Raw genomic sequence first — 16,804 nt, forward strand, 5'->3', positions numbered from 1 at the left:
CCGGCCCGGCCCGCCCGCCGGCCCGGCCCGTCGCCCACGGGAGAGCGACCGTGGTTCGGGGCGGCCGGTGTGGCGCGGGCCTGCCGAGGGTTTGGTGGTGCGGGCGGCCCGTGGGTGGGCGTGACCGTGGCTGATGGCGGGGGCGGGGCGTGACCGGGGGCGCGGGGCGGGGCGGCTAGGCTGGCTTACCGTGCTCGTACTCGTGGTGGACAGCTCGACCCCCGCGGTCACCGCGGCGCTGGTGGAGGTCTCGGCAGACGGCGTGGCGTCGCGGGCGCACCGGTGCACGGTCGACGCCCGCGCGCACGGTGAGCTGCTCGCGCCCCAGGTGGATGCGGTCCTCGCCGACGCTGACGCGCGCCCGCGTGACCTGGCCGCCATCGTCGCCGGGCTCGGTCCGGGGCCGTTCACGGGGCTGCGGGTCGGCCTGGTCACCGCCGCGACGATGGGTCAGGTGCTCGGCATCCCCACGTACGGCGTCTGTTCGCTGGATGCCATCGGTTACCCGGCGGCGTCCGGCGCGCCGGTCCTGGCCGCCAGCGACGCCCGGCGCAAGGAGATCTACTGGGCCGTCTACGACGGCGCCGGCCAGCGGATCGTCGGGCCCGAGGTGTCCGCGCCGGCGGTCGCCGCCGCGCGCGCCCGCGAACTGGGCGCGACGATCGCGGTCGGTGACGGGGCGCACCGGTACGCCGAGGTCCTGGACCTGCCCGTCCGGGTGGAGCCGCGCTACCCGGACGCGACAGTGCTGGCGTTGCTCGCCGCCGAGCGGATCCGGGCGAGGGCGTCCAGTGAGCGGCTCACCCCGCTCTACCTGCGCCGCCCTGACGCGGTGGCGGCGACCGGCCGCAAACCGGTCCTGCCATGACCGCGGTACGGCTCGAACCGTTCCGCTGGTGGCACATTGACGACGTGCTGCCGATCGAGGCGGACCTCTTCGGGGCTGAGAAGTGGTCGCCCGCCATGTTCTGGAGCGAGCTCGCCAACGGGCACCACTACCGAATCGCCGTCGACGCGGACGGGTCGGTGCTCGGCTACGCCGGACTCGCCGGCGTTCCGCCGGACGAGGTGTGGGTACAGAACATCGCCGTCCGCCGGGACGCCCAGCGGCGCGGCGTAGGCCGTGCCCTGCTGGAGGAGTTGCTCGCCGAGGCGGTCCGGCGCGACGCCCGCAGCACCCTCCTGGAGGTCGCCGTGGACAACGCCGCAGCTCAGCGGCTCTACGCGACGTACGGTTTCGAGCCGATCGGGGTGCGGCGCGGCTACTACCAACCGAGCAACACCGACGCGCTGGTCATGCGGCGCGACGCCGAGCCGACCGGGGACGGACCACACGACCATGGCTGACGAACCACTGATCCTGGGTATCGAAACCTCCTGCGACGAGACCGGTGTCGGCATCGTGCGGGGGCACACCCTGCTGGCCGACGCGCTCGCCTCCAGCGTCGAGGAACACGCCCGGTTCGGGGGTGTGGTGCCGGAGGTGGCCAGCCGGGCACACCTGGAGGCCATCGTGCCGACCATGGACCGGGCACTGACCGAGGCTGGCGTCACGCTGGCCGACATCGACGCGATCGCTGTCACCTCCGGGCCGGGGCTGGCCGGTGCGTTACTGGTCGGCGTCGCTGCCGCCAAGGGGTACGCGGTCGCCGCCGAGAAACCCATCTACGGCGTCAACCACCTCGCCGCCCACGTCGCGGTGGACACTCTTGAGCACGGCCCACTGCCCGAACCCGCCATCGCGCTCCTGGTGTCCGGCGGTCACTCGTCCCTCCTGCTCGTGGACGACCTGGCCCGGGGTGTCACCCCGCTGGGCGCCACCATCGACGACGCAGCCGGGGAAGCGTTCGACAAGGTCGCCCGGCTGCTCGGGTTGCCGTTCCCGGGCGGTCCGCCCATCGACCGGGAGGCCCGGGCCGGCGATGCCGCCTCGATCGCCTTCCCCCGCGGTCTGACCGCCGCGAAGGATCTCGCCGCCCACCGGTACGACTTCTCGTTCTCGGGCCTGAAGACGGCGGTGGCCCGGTGGGTCGAGGCCCGTCAGCGTGCCGGTGAGCCGGTTCCGGTGGCCGACGTGGCCGCTTCCTTCCAGGAGGCGGTCTGTGACGTCCTGACCAGCAAGGCGCTCGCCGCCTGCCGGGCGCAGGGCATCGAGACCCTGGTCATCGGCGGGGGAGTGGCGGCGAACTCGCGGCTGCGGGCGATGGCCGAGCAGCGAGCCGAGAAGTACGGCATCCGGGTCCGGGTACCCCGGCCGAAGCTGTGCACCGACAACGGCGCGATGGTGGCCGCGCTCGGGTCGCACCTGGTCGCCGCCGGGGTCGCTCCGAGCCGACTGGACCTGCCAGCCGATTCGGCACTGCCGTTGACCACGGTCAGCGTGTGACGGGAGCGGCGGACATGATCGTGCGGATGTGGGAGGCGCGCGCCGAGGCGTACGGAGTCGCCGACCTGATCACCTGGGTGTGCGACACCGCCCTGCCCGAGTTGGAGCACGACCCGCTCCACGTATCCAGCGAGGTCTTCTCCTCCACCGACCACCGCGTGGTGGTGATCTCCAAGTGGCGCAGCAGCCCTCGCCCGCTGCCGGACCCGCCAGCGCTGCTGGTGGCCCGCGCCCCGCACTCCTGGGACTTCACCCAGGTAGACCGCTGACGCGAGCCACCATCCAGGCCGCTGCCTGATCGGTCAGCTGCGGCGCAACATCCGGTAGGTGGCGATTCCGCCCGTGCCCAGCGCGGCGAGGAAGACCAGCCAGACGACCGTGCTGCTGACTCCGACCTGCGGGCCGGAGTTGGCGGAGGCGGCGGCCAGGAGCCCGTCCTCACCGGGGGCGGGCAGCGCGGCCGGCGGCAGCTCCGGCCAACGGACCAGGCCGGTGCTCTCCAGCATCTGCATGTGGTGCTGGACGAACGCGTTGGCGTCCTCGCAGAGCTTGCGGACAGTGGCGTCCCGGGTGCTGGCCCGGACCGCGCCGATCACCGGGAAGATCTTGCCGTGGGCCACCCGGAGCCGGGTGACGAAGATCTGGTCGAACCGGGCGCCGGATGCCTTCTGCATCTCGGCCAGCCAGCCCTTCTGCTCGGCGGTCGGCTCGCTGGGGATGGTCGCGCCCAACTTGTTGGCCGCGTCGACCACGAGCTGGTCGAGCTTCTGGTGCTCGTCGGCGATGCCGGCGCCGATCTCCCGAACCTTCGCGGACTGTCCCTTCTCGGCGGCCATCTGGCCGGCTGGCATCTCCCACAGCCCGGCCAGCCGCACCCCGTTGAGCAGTGTCATGTCGGCGGCGTTGAGCTGCTGGCCACCGGCGGGTGCGGCGACGGCCACGCCGGGCAGGACACCGACCCCCGCGATGACCGCGATGAGCAGCATGGCCGCTCGATGGGTCCGGGTGCCCAGTCGGCGATGGGCGGATCTGAGCGGTGCCATGTCTGTGGTGCCTCCTCGGTCCGGACCGGAACGCGTCTGGACCGGGCAGCCGTACCCTGCCGGTTGCCCGTCCGCCCACTGGTACGGACTGATCGCGCGATCAGTTCATCTCCGAGTGACCCGGATCAGCGGGTGACGGCGAGCAGGCCTCCGAGCAGCAGCAGGGTGAGCGCTGCGGCGGCGAAGACCATCAGCAGCTCCTGACGCCCGCGCCCGACCGGGCCGGCGTCGACGACGGAGTTGGGCAGGGCCGGTAGATCGCGGGTCAGCGCGGCCAGGTCACCGAGGGTGCGCGCCGTCCACACCGCACCGGCCCGATCGGAGAACTCGTCAAGCGTCAGCCGACCCGCCGCGGTGTGCTGGTGCAGCGCGGCGACCACCCGGTTGCGGTCGTCGTCGGAGGCGCGCAGCTCGACATCCACGCCGGACAGCGTACGCGGATCAGCCCACGTCGAGGGGGTCGGCGAGGAGCCGTTCGAAGGCCAGTTCGGCGGCACCGATCAGGGGCGCGTCCGCGCCCAGTTTCGGCGTGCGCAGCCGGACGTGCTCCAGGCAGGCGCCGAGCGCGTTGGAGTTGAGTCGGCTGCGGATCTGGGCCGCCGCCGCGAGGTAGAGATCGCGCATTGTGCCGCCGAAGATGACCATCTCGGGGTTGAAGATGTTCACCAGGTTGGCCACCCCGAAGCCGAGCCAGTCGCCGGCCTGGCGGACCGCCGTCTGGGCCCGGGCGTCTCCGCGGTCGGCCGCGTCGAAGACCTCCAGCAGCGCGTCGCGGCCCCGGGCGTCGGAGCGTCCGGCGGCGCGCAGGAGGCCGTGCTCGCCGATCTCGGTCTCCCAACAGCCCCGGGAGCCGCACTCACAGGGCCTGCCGTCGCGGACCACCTTCATGTGGCCGACCTCGCCGCCGTACCCACCGTGCCCGGTCAGTCGGCGCCCACCGGCGATGATGCCGGCACCCACGCCCACGTCGCCGTACAGGTAGAGGACGTTGTCGCACCCTGCCGCCACACCTCGTGCGTGCTCGGCGAACGCGGCGACGTCGGCCACGTTGCCCACGGTGACCGGTACGTCGATGCCCAACTCGTCGGCGAGGGCCGCGCCGATCGGCTCGTCCACCCAGCCGGTGGTGGGGCCGAGTCGGACCAGGCCGTCGTCCCGGCGGACCATGCCGCAGACCGCGACGCCGGCACCGACGCAGATCGCGTCCGCCGGTACCAGCTGTTGCATCTCCTTGACCGCGCCGGCCAGCAGCGGTGCGGCCTCCGCGGCCAGCAGCCCGCGCGGCCGGTCCAGATCCCGGCGGTCCAGGACCGCGCCACCCAGCCCGATCCGGGCGGCGCGCAGCCGGTCCACCTCCACCGAGTACGCGTACGCGAAGACCCGTGCCGACTCGGGCCGGACGACAAGTGACGGTCGTCCGGCCCGGCCGGTCTCCTTTGGAGCCCCTTCACTGACCAGCCCGACCGCGGACAGGTCGGCGGTGAGCGCGCCGATGGTGCTGCGGTTGAGGCCCAGCGTGGTGGTCAGTTCCGCGCGTGTGGTCGCCCCGTGGACGTGCACATGCCTCAGCAGAGCCCCGAGGTTCTGTCGTCGGACGTCATCCTGGCTCGGTCCTGGGCGCATGCTGGTGCTACCTCCCGCGCGGTCAGCGGGTGCCGGTGGCTGCCGCGCGGCGGCGGGAGAGCGCGTCGACGCTGGCCGCGAGCAGCAGTACGACACCGGTGACCACGTACTTGACTCCCGCGGTGTATCCCATCAGGCCCATTCCGTTCTCGATGACCGCGACCACCGCGCCGCCGAGCACGGCGTCGAAGACGCGGCCCTTGCCACCGAACAGGCTGGTGCCGCCGATCACCGCTGCGCCCACCGCGTAGAGCAGTACGTTACTGCCCCCGGTGTTCGGGTCGACCGAGTTGGCCCGGCTGGCGGCCACGATGCCACCGATGGCGGCCATCGAGGAGCAGATCACGAAGACGGAGATCCGGATCCGGTCGACTCCGATGCCGGCCCGGCGGGCCGCTTCCCGGTTGCCGCCCACTGCGTAGATGTGCCGGCCGTAGCTGGTGCGCTGTAGTACGAACGTCCAGACGACAAGCAGCACCGCGATGATCGGCACCACGATCGGCACACCCTTGAGCGAGACGATGAGGACGTTGCGGCTGCGCTCCAGGTTGAGCACGTACACAGCGGTGCCGAGGATGACGGCGAGCCCGCCGATCCGTAGCGCCACCACCGCGAGCGGGTCGGTGATCAGACCGCGGGCCGCCCGGTTGCGGTGGCGCAGCAGTTGCACCGCCGCGTAGCCGACGACGGCGAGGGCGGTCAGCACCCAGCCCAGCGCGGGGGCGAGGTTGCGGTTGGCGATGGCGACCAGCACGTCGTCGCGGACGGAGATGTTGGTGCCATCCTTGACGAGCAGCAGCACGACGCCCTGGAAGGCGAGGAAGCCGGCGAGGGTGACCACGAAGGACGGAATGCCGATCTTCGCGACGAGCATGCCGAGCGTGGTGCCGATGACCACGCCGGTGGCGACAGCGGCGAGCACGGCGACCCACCAGGGGTAGCCGAGCACGGTGACGACATTGGCCAGCACCGCCGCGCAGACGCCGCTGGCGAAGCCGGCGGACAGGTCGATCTCGCCGAGCAGCAGCACGAAGACCAGGCCCATCGCGATCAGCGTGACCGCCGCACCCTGGGTGAAGAGGTTGGCGAAGTTGCCGGCCGACAGGAACGACGACGGCCGCATGATCGCGAAGACGGTGCAGAGCACGATCAGGCCGAGTACGGCCGGTAGTGCACCGACATCGCCACCGCGTACCCGACTGAGGTAGTTGCGGACGTGGCCTCCGACGGTCGGCGTCGGTGTGACGGCGGCGGGGCCGTCCTTCCGCACGGCGGTGGTGGTCATCGGACGCCTCCTGAGATCGAGTCGGCCGCCTGCGGGCCGTCGCCGTTGCTGCCCGGGTCGGTGGCGAGGCCGAGCCCGCCCGAGCGCCCGGCGGTGATCAGCTCGACCACCTGGGCGTGGGTGATGTCGGTGGTCTTCACCTGGGCGACCATCTGTCCGAGGTACAGCGCGGCGATCCGGTCGGAGACGGCGAAGACGTCATTCATGTTGTGCGAGATGAGCACCACGGCCAGGCCGTTGTCGGCGAGGCGGCGAACCAGTTCGAGCACCTGGGCGGTCTGTGCCACGCCGAGTGCCGCAGTCGGCTCGTCCAGGATGACCAGCTTGCTGTTCCACAGCACCGCCTTGGCGATGGCCACGGTCTGGCGCTGGCCACCGGAGAGGCTGGACACGTGCTGACGCAGCGAGGTGACGGTGCGGATGGAGAGCCCCGCCAGGGTTTCGGCGGCGAGCTGTTCCATTGTCGGCTCGTCGAGGACGATGCCGCTGCGCCTCTCCCGGCCGAGGAACATGTTCTGCACGATGTCCAGGTTGTCGCAGAGCGCGAGGTCCTGGTAGACGACCTCGATGCCGAGCGTGGCGGCGTCGCGGGGGCTGCCGATGTGCACCGGTTCACCGTTGAACAGGAACTCGCCATCGTCGGTGGGGTGGATGCCGCTGATGCACTTCACCAGGGTCGACTTGCCGGCGCCGTTGTCGCCGACCAGTGCGGTCACTTCGCCCGGGTGGACGGTCAGGGCGACGTCGCGGAGCACCTGGACAGGACCGAAGCTCTTGTCGATCCCGCGGAGTTCCAGCAAGGGGGTCGCGGACACGGGGGTCTCCTTCTCAAGGGAGGGTCGGGGCCCGTCCGGCGGGCGCCGCCCGGCACGGGGAGGGTGCTCCCGTGCCGGGCGGCGATGGTCGTTCCGGCGGGTACTGCGGCGTCGGTCAGCTGATGCCGGCTTCGGCGCAGAACTTGGCGTAGGCCCCGGTGCAGACCTGCTCCTTGGTCGCGTAGCCGTCGGCGATGACGTCCTTGACGTTGTCCTTGTAGATGGCCTTCGGGGTGAGCAGCACCGAGGGGACGTCGCGGTCGCCGTCCTTCACCGTCTGGCCGGTGTCCTTCTTCTCGCCCTTGGCCAGCGCGATGGCCAGGTCCGCGGCGGCCTTGGCCTCTTCCCGGACCGCCTTGTAGACGGTCACGCACTGGTCACCGGCGAGGATGTTCTGCAGGCCCTCCACGCTGGCGTCCTGACCGGTCACCGGCACCTTGCCGTTGAGCTTGTTCTTCTTCAGGATCGAGATGGCGGCGTTGCCGAGAGTGTCGTTGGCGGCCAGCACGCCGTCGATCTTGCCCTTGGTCGCGGTGAGCTGCTGCTCGAAGATGGTCGCGGCGGTGGGGCCGTCCCAGCCCGGCACGGCGTCGTCCGGGCCCTTGGTGTATTCCTTGGAGTCGAACTTCGGCTTGAGCACCGAGTCGTAGCCGGCCTTGAACAGGGTGGCGTTGTTGTCGGTGGGGGAGCCGTTCAGGTACGCCACGACGGGGTTCTTGGCGCCCTTCTCGGTCAGGCACTTGGCCAGACCCTCGCCCTGGAGCTTGCCGACGGTCTCGTTGTCGAAGCTGACGTAGTACTGGGCGGAGCCGCCGAGGGTGAGCCGGTCGTAGTCGATGGTGGCGACGCCCTGCGACTTGGCCTTGTCGAGCACGGCCTTGCCGGTGCCGGAGTCCAGGTTGACGATCATCAGGGCGGTCACACCGCCGGTGATCATCTGGTCGGCGATGGTCTGGAAGGCGCTCTTGTCGTTCTGGGCGTTCTGGATGTCGTACTGGACGCCGGCAGCCTTGAACGCCTCCTCCAGGAAGCGACGGTCCGCCGTCTCCCAGCGGGGGGAGGACTTGCTATCCGGAAGGATCACGCCGATCTTGGGAGTCTTTTTGGAGTCGGCCGAGCCGTTGCCGGAGTCGTCGCTACAGGCGGTCAACCCGCCGGTCGTCAGCAGGCCCACGGCGGCGATGGTGAGGATCCCCTTACGCATGTGCAGGGTCCTTTCGGGGTGGGGGAGGTGTTGTTTTGTTGTGTCCGGCAACGTATTTCGCGTCACACCGGCTCCACAAGACCGCGCAGGTGCATAGTTTGTTGGGAGCGATAACAATTCAGCAACGCGACTGTTACTCCGCGGGTATCCCACGGGGGAGGCGACGTAACGACAGTCGTCAGTGGGTCTGCAACGGCGCGGTGCGGGCGTCGGTCAGCGCCACCAGATCCGCCGCGGCCAGCTCGAGTTGCAGACCGCGCCGACCAGCCGAGACGTAGATCGTCGGAAGGTCCAGCGCGGATTCGTCCAGCACCGTGGGCAACCGTCGACGCTGCCCGAGCGGGCTGATCCCACCGCGCACGTAACCTGTGGCCCGCTCGGCGACCGCCCGGTCGGCCAACACCGCCCGCTTGCCGCCGACCGCCGCCGCGAGCGCCTTGAGATCCAGCTCGCCGGTGACCGGAACGACCGCCACTGTGAGCGCGCCGTCGACCTCGGTCACCAGAGACTTGAACACCCGCTCCGGTGCCACGTCGAGCGCCACCGCCACCAACCCGCCGTAGTTCGGGGCGTCCGGCGACACCCGGTACGGATGGGTGCGATGCGCGATGCCGCGCTTGACCAACAGTGCCGTTGCCGGCGTTCCCTGTCCCGCCACACCGGCGACGCTAGTCGACAGGCCTACCGATCAGCACCGTCGGTGCGCCGTCGACCCGGGTGAGCACCAGGCTCGCCGCCTCGTCGCCGGCCAGCCGCAGGTCCCGTCGAAGCTGCTCCGGAGTGAGCGCGGAACCCCGCTTGAGGATCTCCACCCGGCCCACCCGACGATCCCGCAGCAGCGCCCGCAGGCGCTTGAGCGAGAACGGCAGCACGTCGGTGATCTCCAGGCAGCGCGCGTACGGGGTGCGGATCGGCTGGTCGGCGTAGAGGTAGGCGATGCTCGGATCGCCCAGGGTGGCGTCCAGTTCGGTGGCCAGCTCGGCGACGAGGTGCGCGCGCACCACCGCCGGGTCCGGGTCGTACAGGTAGCGACGCGGCGGCCCGACCGGCGCCTCGGCGGCACCCGAGCCGGTGAGCTCGTGGCGGTACGCCTCGGCGCCCCGCTGACGGTAGAGGGTGGCGCGGCGGGGCACCTCCGCCAGCTCGCCGCACCAGAGCGCGGCCTCGACCAGGTCGCCGTCCACGCCGACCCACTCGGCCTCCGCACCCGCCGGAATGAGCGCGTGGTCCAGGCCCGGCGCCACCTTCACCACTGTGCGCGGCACCCGCTCGGCCAGCCCGGTGACGAAGTCCCACGGCGGCGAGTAGGCGCGCGGGTCGAAGATCCGCCGCCCGGTGCCGGTGGTGCGGCGGGCCGGATCGCAGAAGACCCCGTCGACCCGTGACACGTCGAACCCTGTCGCGTCGCCGCACTCGACAGTGAACAGGTCGGCCAGCCCGGCCGCCTCGGCGTTGGCGGCGGCCATCGCGGCGGTCACCGGGTCGGCCTCCACCCCGTACACCCGGATGCCGGCGCGGGCGGCGGCCAGCGCGTCGGCTCCGAGCCCGCACCCGAGGTCGGCCAGGGTGCGCACGCCGGCCGCGTACAACCGGGCGGCCCGACGGTCGGCGACCACCCGGCGGGTGGCCTGCTCCAGGCCGGGACGGGTGAGGAACATCCCAGCGGCGGCCGAGCCGAACTTGCCCACCGCCCGGTGGCGCAACTCGGCCTGGGTCAGTGCCGCCGCGGCCAACGTCGGCGGCACCCCGGTCGCGCGCAGCGCCGACGCCGCGACCAGTGGATCACCGCCGGCCAGGTCGGCCGCCGCCGTGAGCGCGGCCGACCCCTCAGGGGTACGCAGCGCCGCCAGCTGATCGAGATCCACCCGGCCATTGTCCCGGCCGACCCGGAAATCCTGGCTGGCGGGGCGCGACGCGCTGGCACTCTCCTTGACGGAGTGCTAGCCACGGAATAACCTGCGATTAGCACTCTCACCCTGAGGGTGCCAGCTTCCGGGTCTCGCGACCCGGGTGCGCACGCCAGGCGGACCGGCACCCGCGACGACGGCACCGCCCGGTGGCATGAGGCAGATTGACGCTGGTCAGCCCCGCTGGCCAGCAACGAAACCAGTACCCCAGGAGGGTATGCCCGTGACTACCGCGACCAAGGTTGCGATCAAGCCGCTCGAGGACCGCATCGTGGTCCAGGCGAACGAGGCTGAGACCACCACGGCGTCGGGCATCGTGATCCCCGACACCGCCAAGGAGAAGCCGCAGGAGGGCACCGTCCTCGCTGTGGGCCCGGGGCGCGTCGACGACAACGGCAACCGGGTTCCGGTTGACGTGCAGGTCGGCGACACCGTCCTCTACTCGAAGTACGGCGGCACCGAGGTCAAGTACGCCGGCGAGGAGTACCTGGTGCTCTCCGCCCGCGACGTCCTCGCGGTCATCGAGAAGTAAGCAACCGATCAGTGCCACTGCCCCGGTCCGGCTCGCCGGGCCGGGGCAATGGCGCTTCGAAGGGACATTAATGGCGAAGATCCTGAGCTTCTCGGACGACGCCCGACACCTGCTGGAGCACGGTGTCAACGCCCTCGCGGACGCGGTCAAGGTCACCCTCGGCCCGCGCGGGCGCAACGTCGTCCTGGACAAGAAATTCGGTGCGCCGACGATCACCAACGATGGTGTGACCATCGCCAAGGAGATCGAGCTCACCAACCCGTACGAGAACCTTGGCGCGCAGCTGGTCAAGGAGGTGGCGACCAAGACCAACGACGTCGCCGGCGACGGGACCACCACCGCGACCGTGCTGGCCCAGGCGATGGTTCGCGAGGGTCTGCGCAACGTGACCGCCGGGACCAACCCGGCCGGCCTCAAGCGGGGCATCGACGCGGCGGCCACCAAGGTCTCCGAGGCGCTGCTCGGCCGTGCCGCCGAGGTCACCAGCAAGGAGTCGATCGCGAACGTGGCGACCATCTCCGCGCAGGACTCCACGATCGGCGATCTGATCGCCGAGGCGATGGAGCGCGTCGGCCGCGACGGTGTCATCACCGTCGAGGAAGGCTCGATGCTCACCACCGAACTGGACGTGACCGAGGGTCTCCAGTTCGACAAGGGCTTCATCTCGCCGAACTTCGTCACCGACCTGGAGGGTCAGGAGTCCGTCCTTGAGGACGCGTACATCCTGGTCACCACCCAGAAGATCTCGGCGATCGAGGAGCTGCTGCCGCTGCTGGAGAAGGTCCTGCAGAACAGCAAGCCCCTGCTGATCATCGCCGAGGACGTGGACGGCCAGGCGCTCTCCACCCTGGTGGTCAACTCGCTGCGCAAGACCCTCAAGGTCTGCGCGGTCAAGGCCCCGGGCTTCGGTGACCGGCGCAAGGCAATGCTCCAGGACATCGCGATCTCCACGGGCGCCGAGCTGGTCGCCCCGGAGCTGGGCTACAAGCTCGACCAGGTCGGCCTGGAGGTGCTCGGCACCGCCCGGCGCGTCGTGGTCGACAAGGAGAACACCACGATCGTCGACGGCGGTGGCCAGAAGGCCGACGTCGCCGACCGGGTGAACCAGATCCGCAAGGAGATCGAGGCCTCCGACTCCGACTGGGACCGGGAGAAGCTGGCCGAGCGGCTGGCGAAGCTCTCCGGTGGCATCGCCGTCATCAAGGCCGGCGCGGCGACCGAGGTCGAGATGAAGGAGCGCAAGCACCGCATCGAGGACGCCATCGCGGCGACCAAGGCTGCGGTCGAGGAGGGCACCGTGCCCGGCGGCGGCGCCGCCCTGGTGCAGATCCTCTCGGTGCTCGACGACGACCTGGGCTTCACCGGTGACGAGAAGGTCGGCGTCTCGGTCGTGCGCAAGGCGCTCGTCGAGCCGCTGCGCTGGATCGCCCAGAACGCCGGTCACGACGGCTACGTCGTGACGCAGAAGGTCGCCGACCTCAAGTGGGGCAACGGCCTCGACGCCGCCAAGGGCGAGTACGTCGACCTGGTCAAGGCCGGCATCATCGACCCGGTGAAGGTGACCCGCAACGCGGTCACCAACGCCGCCTCGATCGCCGGTCTGCTGCTCACCACGGAGAGCCTCGTGGTGGAGAAGCCGGAGCAGGCCGAGCCGGCCGCCAGCGGCGGGCACGGCCACGGTCACGGCCACCAGCACGGCCCGGGCTTCTGATCCGGTAGCGACACCCGTTCCGGGGCGCACCGCCGTACGGCGGTGCGCCCCGGCTCGTTCTCGCGGGCTGGTAGGTCATTACCGAACGCTGACGTTGTTGGCGACCGGCCGAGATGATCGCGCACACTGGGCCGATGAGCACCACGTCACGGCGGTATGCCGCGTTGGCCGGGATCACCGCCGCCGCCGTTGCGATCGGGATAGCCGAACCGGTCGCGGTGTTGACCGGTCCCCGGTCGGCGCCCCTGGTCGCGGTCGGCGGGGTCATCGTCGACGCCGTCCCCGAGTCGCTGAAGCAACTCGCCATCGACCTCTTCGGCACCGCCGACAAGATCGCGCTGCTGGTCGGCACGGCCGTGTTGCTGGGAGGCTTCGCCGCGCTCTTCGGCGTACTGGCGGTCCGCCGGTTGGCACTCGGCCTGGCCGGCATTGCCGCGTTCGGCGCCATCGGCGTGGCCGCCGCGCTGACCCGCTCCGGCGCTGACCTCGCCGACGCGCTGCCGTCCCTGGTCGGCGCCGGTCTCGGCGCCCTGGTGCTCTGGCTGTTCATCGGCGGACCGTTCGAGCTGGACCCCTGGACATGGTCACCACCCACGCCGCCGGCTGGCCCGGTGTCCTCCGCTGGTCCGGTGTCGCCGGCTGGCGCGGTGTCGCCCGGCGAGTCGGTGCCGGTGTCCCCGGCAGGGCCGGTGCCGGTGACTCCCGCCGGGCCGACGGCGGCGGTCGAACCGGCCGGGCCTGCCGAAGTGGACCCGGAGTCGCGGCGCCGTTTCCTCACCGGCAGCGGGGTGCTGCTCGGCACGGCCGTGGTGGCCGGTCTGGGTGGGCGGTGGCTGGCGGGGCGGCGCGGCGTGTCCGCAGCCCGCGACGCGATCCGCCTGCCCTCGCCGGTCGCCCCCGCACCGGCCGTACCGGCGGGCGCGGACCTCTCACTGACGCAGCTCGCGCCGTACGTCACCCCGAACTTCGGGTTCTACCGGATCGACACTGCGCTGGTGGTGCCCCAGGTCGACCCGGACACCTGGCGGCTGCGGATCCACGGACGGGTCGGCAGGGAACGCACCTACAGCTACGCGGATCTGCTGGCCCGACCGCTGGTCGAGCGGTACGTCACGCTGGCCTGCGTCTCCAACGAGGTGGGCGGGGACCTGATCGGCAATGCCCTGTGGCTCGGCGTACCCCTGCGGGAACTGCTGGACGAGGTCGAGCCGGACGACGACGCCGACCAGGTCGTCGGCCGGTCGGTCGACGGCTGGACCTGCGGCACCCCCACCGCCGCGCTGCGCGACGGACGGGACGCGCTGCTGGCCGTCGGGATGAACGGCGAGCCGCTGCCGGTCGAGCACGGCTTCCCGGTCCGAGTGGTGGTGCCGGGCCTCTACGGCTACGTGTCGGCCTGCAAATGGGTGACCGAACTGGAGCTGACCCGGTTCGCCGACTTCGACGCGTACTGGGTGCCGCGCGGCTGGTCCGCCCAGGGACCGATCAAGACCCAGTCCCGGATCGACACGCCCCGCGGTCGTAACCGGCTGACCACCGGCCCGGTCACCGTCGCCGGTGTGGCCTGGGCGCAGCACCGGGGCATCAGCCGCGTCGAGGTACGCGTCGACGACGGCCCGTGGCAGGAAGCCGCGCTGGCCCCGACCGTGTCGGTGGACACCTGGGTGCAGTGGTCCTGGCGGTGGGACGCCACACCGGGCGAGCACCGGCTCCAGGTCCGCGCGACCGACGCGACAGGTGAAACCCAGACCGAACGTACGCAGGACGTCGTCCCGGACGGGGCCACCGGCTGGCACACGATCACCGTCACTGTCCGCTGATCCACGGCGTGGCGTCGCCGCCCCGGGCTGTGTCCGCGCCTGTACCGGCGCGCTGTGTTTGGCGACGTGCCCTGCGGGGTCGGTGGGCTGCTTGTCGCGTGAGCTGGCCTGTGGGCCGGTAGCTGTGTCCGCGACCCGGCCTGCGGGTTGGTGGGCTGTGTCCGCGACCTGGCGTGTGAACTTTCGCAACCTGCCGTTCGGGTCGGCGGACCAGCTGAGTGACCGGTGATAGCCGGAGTGCATGCAGATCTTGGACAGTTTCCGTTAGCGCCGAACGGAAACTGTCCAAGATCTGCGAGCGAAGTCGGTTGTTCGACTTCATCCGCCTCTGGTCGGGCTAGTTCGGCGTCCGCAGCCCCGTGGCCTGTGTGCCCAGCCCGGTGGCCGGCGTCCCCTGCCGGCGATCGGCGAACGGCGGCTGGCTGGCGGGTGGCGCCGGGCGATCGGTGGCAGCAGAAAGACCGCTGCCGGCACCCCGGGTTGCGGGTGCCGGCAGCGGTCGGTGTCGTGCTGTGGTGCTGTGTGCGGTGCTGCCTTGGCGCGGTCGTCGGTGGTGCTGGCTTGCTGTGGTGCGGGGTCAGCTGTTCCAGTGCTGGCCGACCAGGTCGGTGGCCTGCTGCTCCCACTGGGCGTAGGCGTCCGGGTAGGCCGATACCTGCACGGTCTGCGCGGCGTCGGTCAGCGGCATGTCCTGCCACCCGTCAACCTGCTTCAGGCCCTTGAGGAACGCGGTCGTCGAGTACTCCGGGTTCGTGATCTGCTCCGGCGTACCCCAACCACTGGACGGGCGCTGCTGGAACAGGCCCAGCGAGTCGTGGTCGTTCATGTCGCCCAGGTGGCCCAGGTTTTCCAGCTTCGACTCCTGCAGGCTCGTCGCGATCGAGATGACCGCGGCCCGCTCCGGGAGACCGGCCTTCTTCGTGGCGGCGATGATCGCCTTGACGTTGGCGGTCTGCTCGTCGTTGAGGCTGATGTGGGACTGCTCGCCCTGCGGCTTCGGCGCTGCCGACTGCACAGCCACCGCGACCGGCTTGGCATCGACCGGGTTGGCGTGCGCGGCGATCGGACCGGCGAACACACCACCGGCGAACGCGAGACCAGCAACAGACAACATGCTCTTACGGAAGATCGTGTTCATGGGGGTAGCTCCTTCGGGGGTAGGAAACACCCGACCACCAGGGGGGCGGCGGCAGGGTGTGAGCACCTCGTCCGGCGCTGCACTAACAAAGGGGGAAAGTCTTGGGGTCGGCTGCCTACGAGCGGGGGGCTCGTGGCGCCGGGTCCCTGTGTAACGACCGGCGGGCCGGGGTCATTCCGGGGTTGGCCCATCCATCAGCACCCTCAACGAGGCGACGGCTGCGGTCGGTCGTGGGGACTGCAACGACCCGGGGGTCGGAGTCATTCCGGGGTGGCTGACCTGCCGGCACCCTCATCGTGGCGGTGCCTGCGATCGTTCGTGGGGACTGTAACGACCGGGCGGAGGCCGGCATTCCAACCTGCGCGACAGCCCCGTGGGGCGGGGCGCGGGCCGGGCGGTGCTGCGATCGTCAGGGTGTGTAACGACCCCCGCCCGGCCATGATTCCGGCCCAGGGGTGTAGCCGGTCACCACACAAGGCCGCATACCTCGCATAAGCCTAGCTCCGCACCGACCTTGAATGCCCCGGACGGGGGCAAAACAGCCCAGCGCGCGTCTCTGCTTGCCCCCCAGGCCGCACAGTCGGCTTGATCCACTCCAAATCATTGAAATCGCGGTGTCCGGACGGACGGGATGCCCCGACATCAAGGAACTCGTGTTGATCATGGCCGCGTAGGCGTAGGCGTAGGCGTAGGCGTAGGCGTAGGCGTAGGCGTAGGCGGTGGCCGCGGTGGCGGTGGCCGGTGGCGGCCGTTTGGCGGCGGTGGCGGCGGTGGCCGCATGGCGGCGACCGCGGCCGCGGCGGCCGCAGGTGGCAGGTGGAGTCAGGTCATGCGAAGCCACGCAACCGTACGAAACGCGCGAAACCGCACCCCCAGGGGCGGGGACACGGTTTCGCGGATGTTGGGGACGCGTCGGGTCAGGCGACGTTGCGTTGGGCCGGAACTGTCGACTTGTGCGGGCGGCCCAGGCGGGCTTCCAGCCGTGCGACGTCGACCCGGGCGTGCCGGCGGTCGGCCAGGTCCTCCCAGCCGACGGCGAGCAGTCGCAGGCGCTCCGACTCGCTGAAACCACCCCAGACGCCGTAGGGCTCCCGTACCGACAGGGCGTGCGCGGCGCACTCGGCGCGAACCGGGCAGGCGCGGCAGACCGACTTGGCGGCGGACTCGCGACGCAACCGGGAAGAACCACGCTCACCGTCGGGGTGGAAGAACTGGGCGCTGTCGCGCCCTCGGCAGGCACCGAGTCGCTGCCAGTCCCAGAGATCGACGATGGGTCCGGGCAGTCTACGTACGTTCGACATCAGCACCCCTCCTCCCGCGCGGCTCCGCGAGAATCCTTA

General features: G+C 71.0%; 17 protein-coding genes. 7 read left to right on the forward strand and 10 right to left on the reverse strand.

Annotated features, from left to right (window positions below):
• The first annotated feature begins 190 nt into the window (after nucleotides 1-190).
• Genes tsaB through GUI43_RS28380 form a run of 4 tightly spaced genes read left to right on the forward strand, consistent with a single transcriptional unit; the run spans nucleotide 191 to nucleotide 2,655 of the window.
• Nucleotides 191-868 (forward strand): tRNA (adenosine(37)-N6)-threonylcarbamoyltransferase complex dimerization subunit type 1 TsaB, encoded by a 678-nt coding sequence (gene tsaB / locus GUI43_RS28365; protein WP_112700170.1) that lies wholly within the window; start codon nucleotides 191-193, stop codon nucleotides 866-868.
• The gene (gene rimI, locus GUI43_RS28370; RefSeq protein WP_112586483.1) at nucleotides 865-1,347 is read left to right on the forward strand and encodes a ribosomal protein S18-alanine N-acetyltransferase; all 483 of its coding nucleotides are present in this window, start codon (nucleotides 865-867) and stop codon (nucleotides 1,345-1,347) included. Before tsaB ends, rimI begins: the two co-directional genes overlap by 4 nt.
• Nucleotides 1,340-2,386, forward strand: a complete 1,047-nt coding sequence (gene tsaD, locus GUI43_RS28375) for a tRNA (adenosine(37)-N6)-threonylcarbamoyltransferase complex transferase subunit TsaD (protein ID WP_091402289.1) — start codon at nucleotides 1,340-1,342, stop codon at nucleotides 2,384-2,386. The genes rimI and tsaD overlap by 8 nt, the downstream gene beginning before the upstream one ends.
• Nucleotides 2,387-2,400: 14 nt before the next feature.
• Entirely contained in the window at nucleotides 2,401-2,655 is a 255-nt protein-coding gene (locus GUI43_RS28380; protein WP_039906914.1) for a hypothetical protein, read from the forward strand.
• A 33-nt stretch (nucleotides 2,656-2,688) separates the two neighbouring features.
• On the opposite strand, the gene GUI43_RS28385 is transcribed toward GUI43_RS28380, so the two are convergent.
• From GUI43_RS28385 to GUI43_RS28420, 8 genes are all read right to left on the reverse strand, one after another.
• Nucleotides 2,689-3,429: a DUF4142 domain-containing protein gene (locus GUI43_RS28385; RefSeq protein WP_112586485.1), complete on the reverse strand. Its 741-nt coding sequence runs from the start codon at nucleotides 3,427-3,429 to the stop codon at nucleotides 2,689-2,691.
• A 125-nt stretch (nucleotides 3,430-3,554) separates the two neighbouring features.
• Complete coding sequence (locus GUI43_RS28390; protein WP_112586487.1) at nucleotides 3,555-3,851, reverse strand: DUF1707 SHOCT-like domain-containing protein; 297 nt, start codon at nucleotides 3,849-3,851, stop codon at nucleotides 3,555-3,557.
• A gap of 19 nt (nucleotides 3,852-3,870) precedes the next feature.
• Nucleotides 3,871-5,052 (reverse strand): ROK family protein, encoded by a 1,182-nt coding sequence (locus GUI43_RS28395; RefSeq protein ID WP_112586489.1) that lies wholly within the window; start codon nucleotides 5,050-5,052, stop codon nucleotides 3,871-3,873.
• Between the two features lie 22 nt (nucleotides 5,053-5,074).
• Nucleotides 5,075-6,337 (reverse strand): sugar ABC transporter permease, encoded by a 1,263-nt coding sequence (locus tag GUI43_RS28400; protein ID WP_112586491.1) that lies wholly within the window; start codon nucleotides 6,335-6,337, stop codon nucleotides 5,075-5,077.
• Nucleotides 6,334-7,152: an ATP-binding cassette domain-containing protein gene (locus GUI43_RS28405; protein ID WP_112601036.1), complete on the reverse strand. Its 819-nt coding sequence runs from the start codon at nucleotides 7,150-7,152 to the stop codon at nucleotides 6,334-6,336. The genes GUI43_RS28400 and GUI43_RS28405 overlap by 4 nt, the downstream gene beginning before the upstream one ends.
• A 115-nt stretch (nucleotides 7,153-7,267) precedes the next feature.
• On the reverse strand, nucleotides 7,268-8,356 hold the full coding sequence (locus GUI43_RS28410) for a sugar ABC transporter substrate-binding protein (RefSeq protein WP_112586493.1): 1,089 nt from the start codon (nucleotides 8,354-8,356) through the stop codon (nucleotides 7,268-7,270).
• A 178-nt stretch (nucleotides 8,357-8,534) separates the two neighbouring features.
• The gene (ybaK, locus tag GUI43_RS28415; RefSeq protein ID WP_112586495.1) at nucleotides 8,535-9,014 is read right to left on the reverse strand and encodes a Cys-tRNA(Pro) deacylase; all 480 of its coding nucleotides are present in this window, start codon (nucleotides 9,012-9,014) and stop codon (nucleotides 8,535-8,537) included.
• A gap of 10 nt (nucleotides 9,015-9,024) precedes the next feature.
• Complete coding sequence (locus tag GUI43_RS28420) at nucleotides 9,025-10,221, reverse strand: THUMP-like domain-containing protein (protein ID WP_112700171.1); 1,197 nt, start codon at nucleotides 10,219-10,221, stop codon at nucleotides 9,025-9,027.
• A 265-nt stretch (nucleotides 10,222-10,486) separates the two neighbouring features.
• Here GUI43_RS28420 and groES point away from each other — a divergent pair, with 265 nt between their 5' ends.
• The 3 genes from groES (at nucleotide 10,487) to GUI43_RS28435 (ending at nucleotide 14,326) form a co-directional block, all read left to right on the forward strand.
• On the forward strand, nucleotides 10,487-10,795 hold the full coding sequence (gene groES / locus GUI43_RS28425) for a co-chaperone GroES (protein ID WP_007465101.1): 309 nt from the start codon (nucleotides 10,487-10,489) through the stop codon (nucleotides 10,793-10,795).
• 70 nt (nucleotides 10,796-10,865) lie between these two features.
• Complete coding sequence (gene groL, locus GUI43_RS28430) at nucleotides 10,866-12,506, forward strand: chaperonin GroEL (protein ID WP_112586498.1); 1,641 nt, start codon at nucleotides 10,866-10,868, stop codon at nucleotides 12,504-12,506.
• Between the two features lie 134 nt (nucleotides 12,507-12,640).
• Nucleotides 12,641-14,326, forward strand: coding sequence for a molybdopterin-dependent oxidoreductase (locus GUI43_RS28435; protein ID WP_112586500.1), 1,686 nt, complete (start codon nucleotides 12,641-12,643; stop codon nucleotides 14,324-14,326).
• A gap of 577 nt (nucleotides 14,327-14,903) precedes the next feature.
• On the opposite strand, the gene GUI43_RS28440 is transcribed toward GUI43_RS28435, so the two are convergent.
• The gene (locus tag GUI43_RS28440) at nucleotides 14,904-15,464 is read right to left on the reverse strand and encodes a hypothetical protein (protein WP_112700172.1); all 561 of its coding nucleotides are present in this window, start codon (nucleotides 15,462-15,464) and stop codon (nucleotides 14,904-14,906) included.
• Between the two features lie 917 nt (nucleotides 15,465-16,381).
• Entirely contained in the window at nucleotides 16,382-16,765 is a 384-nt protein-coding gene (locus GUI43_RS28445) for a WhiB family transcriptional regulator (protein ID WP_091406539.1), read from the reverse strand.
• Nucleotides 16,766-16,804 lie beyond the last annotated feature (39 nt).

The organism is Micromonospora noduli, assembly GCF_003264365.1.
Taxonomy (GTDB): domain Bacteria; phylum Actinomycetota; class Actinomycetes; order Mycobacteriales; family Micromonosporaceae; genus Micromonospora; species Micromonospora noduli.

Bases quoted from the DNA above. Each gene is read 5' to 3' on its own strand.
- GUI43_RS28400 (WP_112586491.1), bottom strand. From the start codon at position 6,337: ATGACCACCACCGCCGTGCGGAAGGACGGCCCCGCCGCCGTCACACCG.
- groL (WP_112586498.1), top strand. From the start codon at position 10,866: ATGGCGAAGATCCTGAGCTTCTCGGACGACGCCCGACACCTGCTGGAG.
- tsaD (WP_091402289.1), top strand. From the start codon at position 1,340: ATGGCTGACGAACCACTGATCCTGGGTATCGAAACCTCCTGCGACGAG.
- GUI43_RS28385 (WP_112586485.1), bottom strand. From the start codon at position 3,429: ATGGCACCGCTCAGATCCGCCCATCGCCGACTGGGCACCCGGACCCAT.
- GUI43_RS28440 (WP_112700172.1), bottom strand. From the start codon at position 15,464: ATGAACACGATCTTCCGTAAGAGCATGTTGTCTGTTGCTGGTCTCGCG.
- GUI43_RS28380 (WP_039906914.1), top strand. From the start codon at position 2,401: ATGATCGTGCGGATGTGGGAGGCGCGCGCCGAGGCGTACGGAGTCGCC.
- GUI43_RS28435 (WP_112586500.1), top strand. From the start codon at position 12,641: ATGAGCACCACGTCACGGCGGTATGCCGCGTTGGCCGGGATCACCGCC.
- GUI43_RS28410 (WP_112586493.1), bottom strand. From the start codon at position 8,356: ATGCGTAAGGGGATCCTCACCATCGCCGCCGTGGGCCTGCTGACGACC.
- GUI43_RS28395 (WP_112586489.1), bottom strand. From the start codon at position 5,052: ATGCGCCCAGGACCGAGCCAGGATGACGTCCGACGACAGAACCTCGGG.
- GUI43_RS28445 (WP_091406539.1), bottom strand. From the start codon at position 16,765: ATGTCGAACGTACGTAGACTGCCCGGACCCATCGTCGATCTCTGGGAC.
- rimI (WP_112586483.1), top strand. From the start codon at position 865: ATGACCGCGGTACGGCTCGAACCGTTCCGCTGGTGGCACATTGACGAC.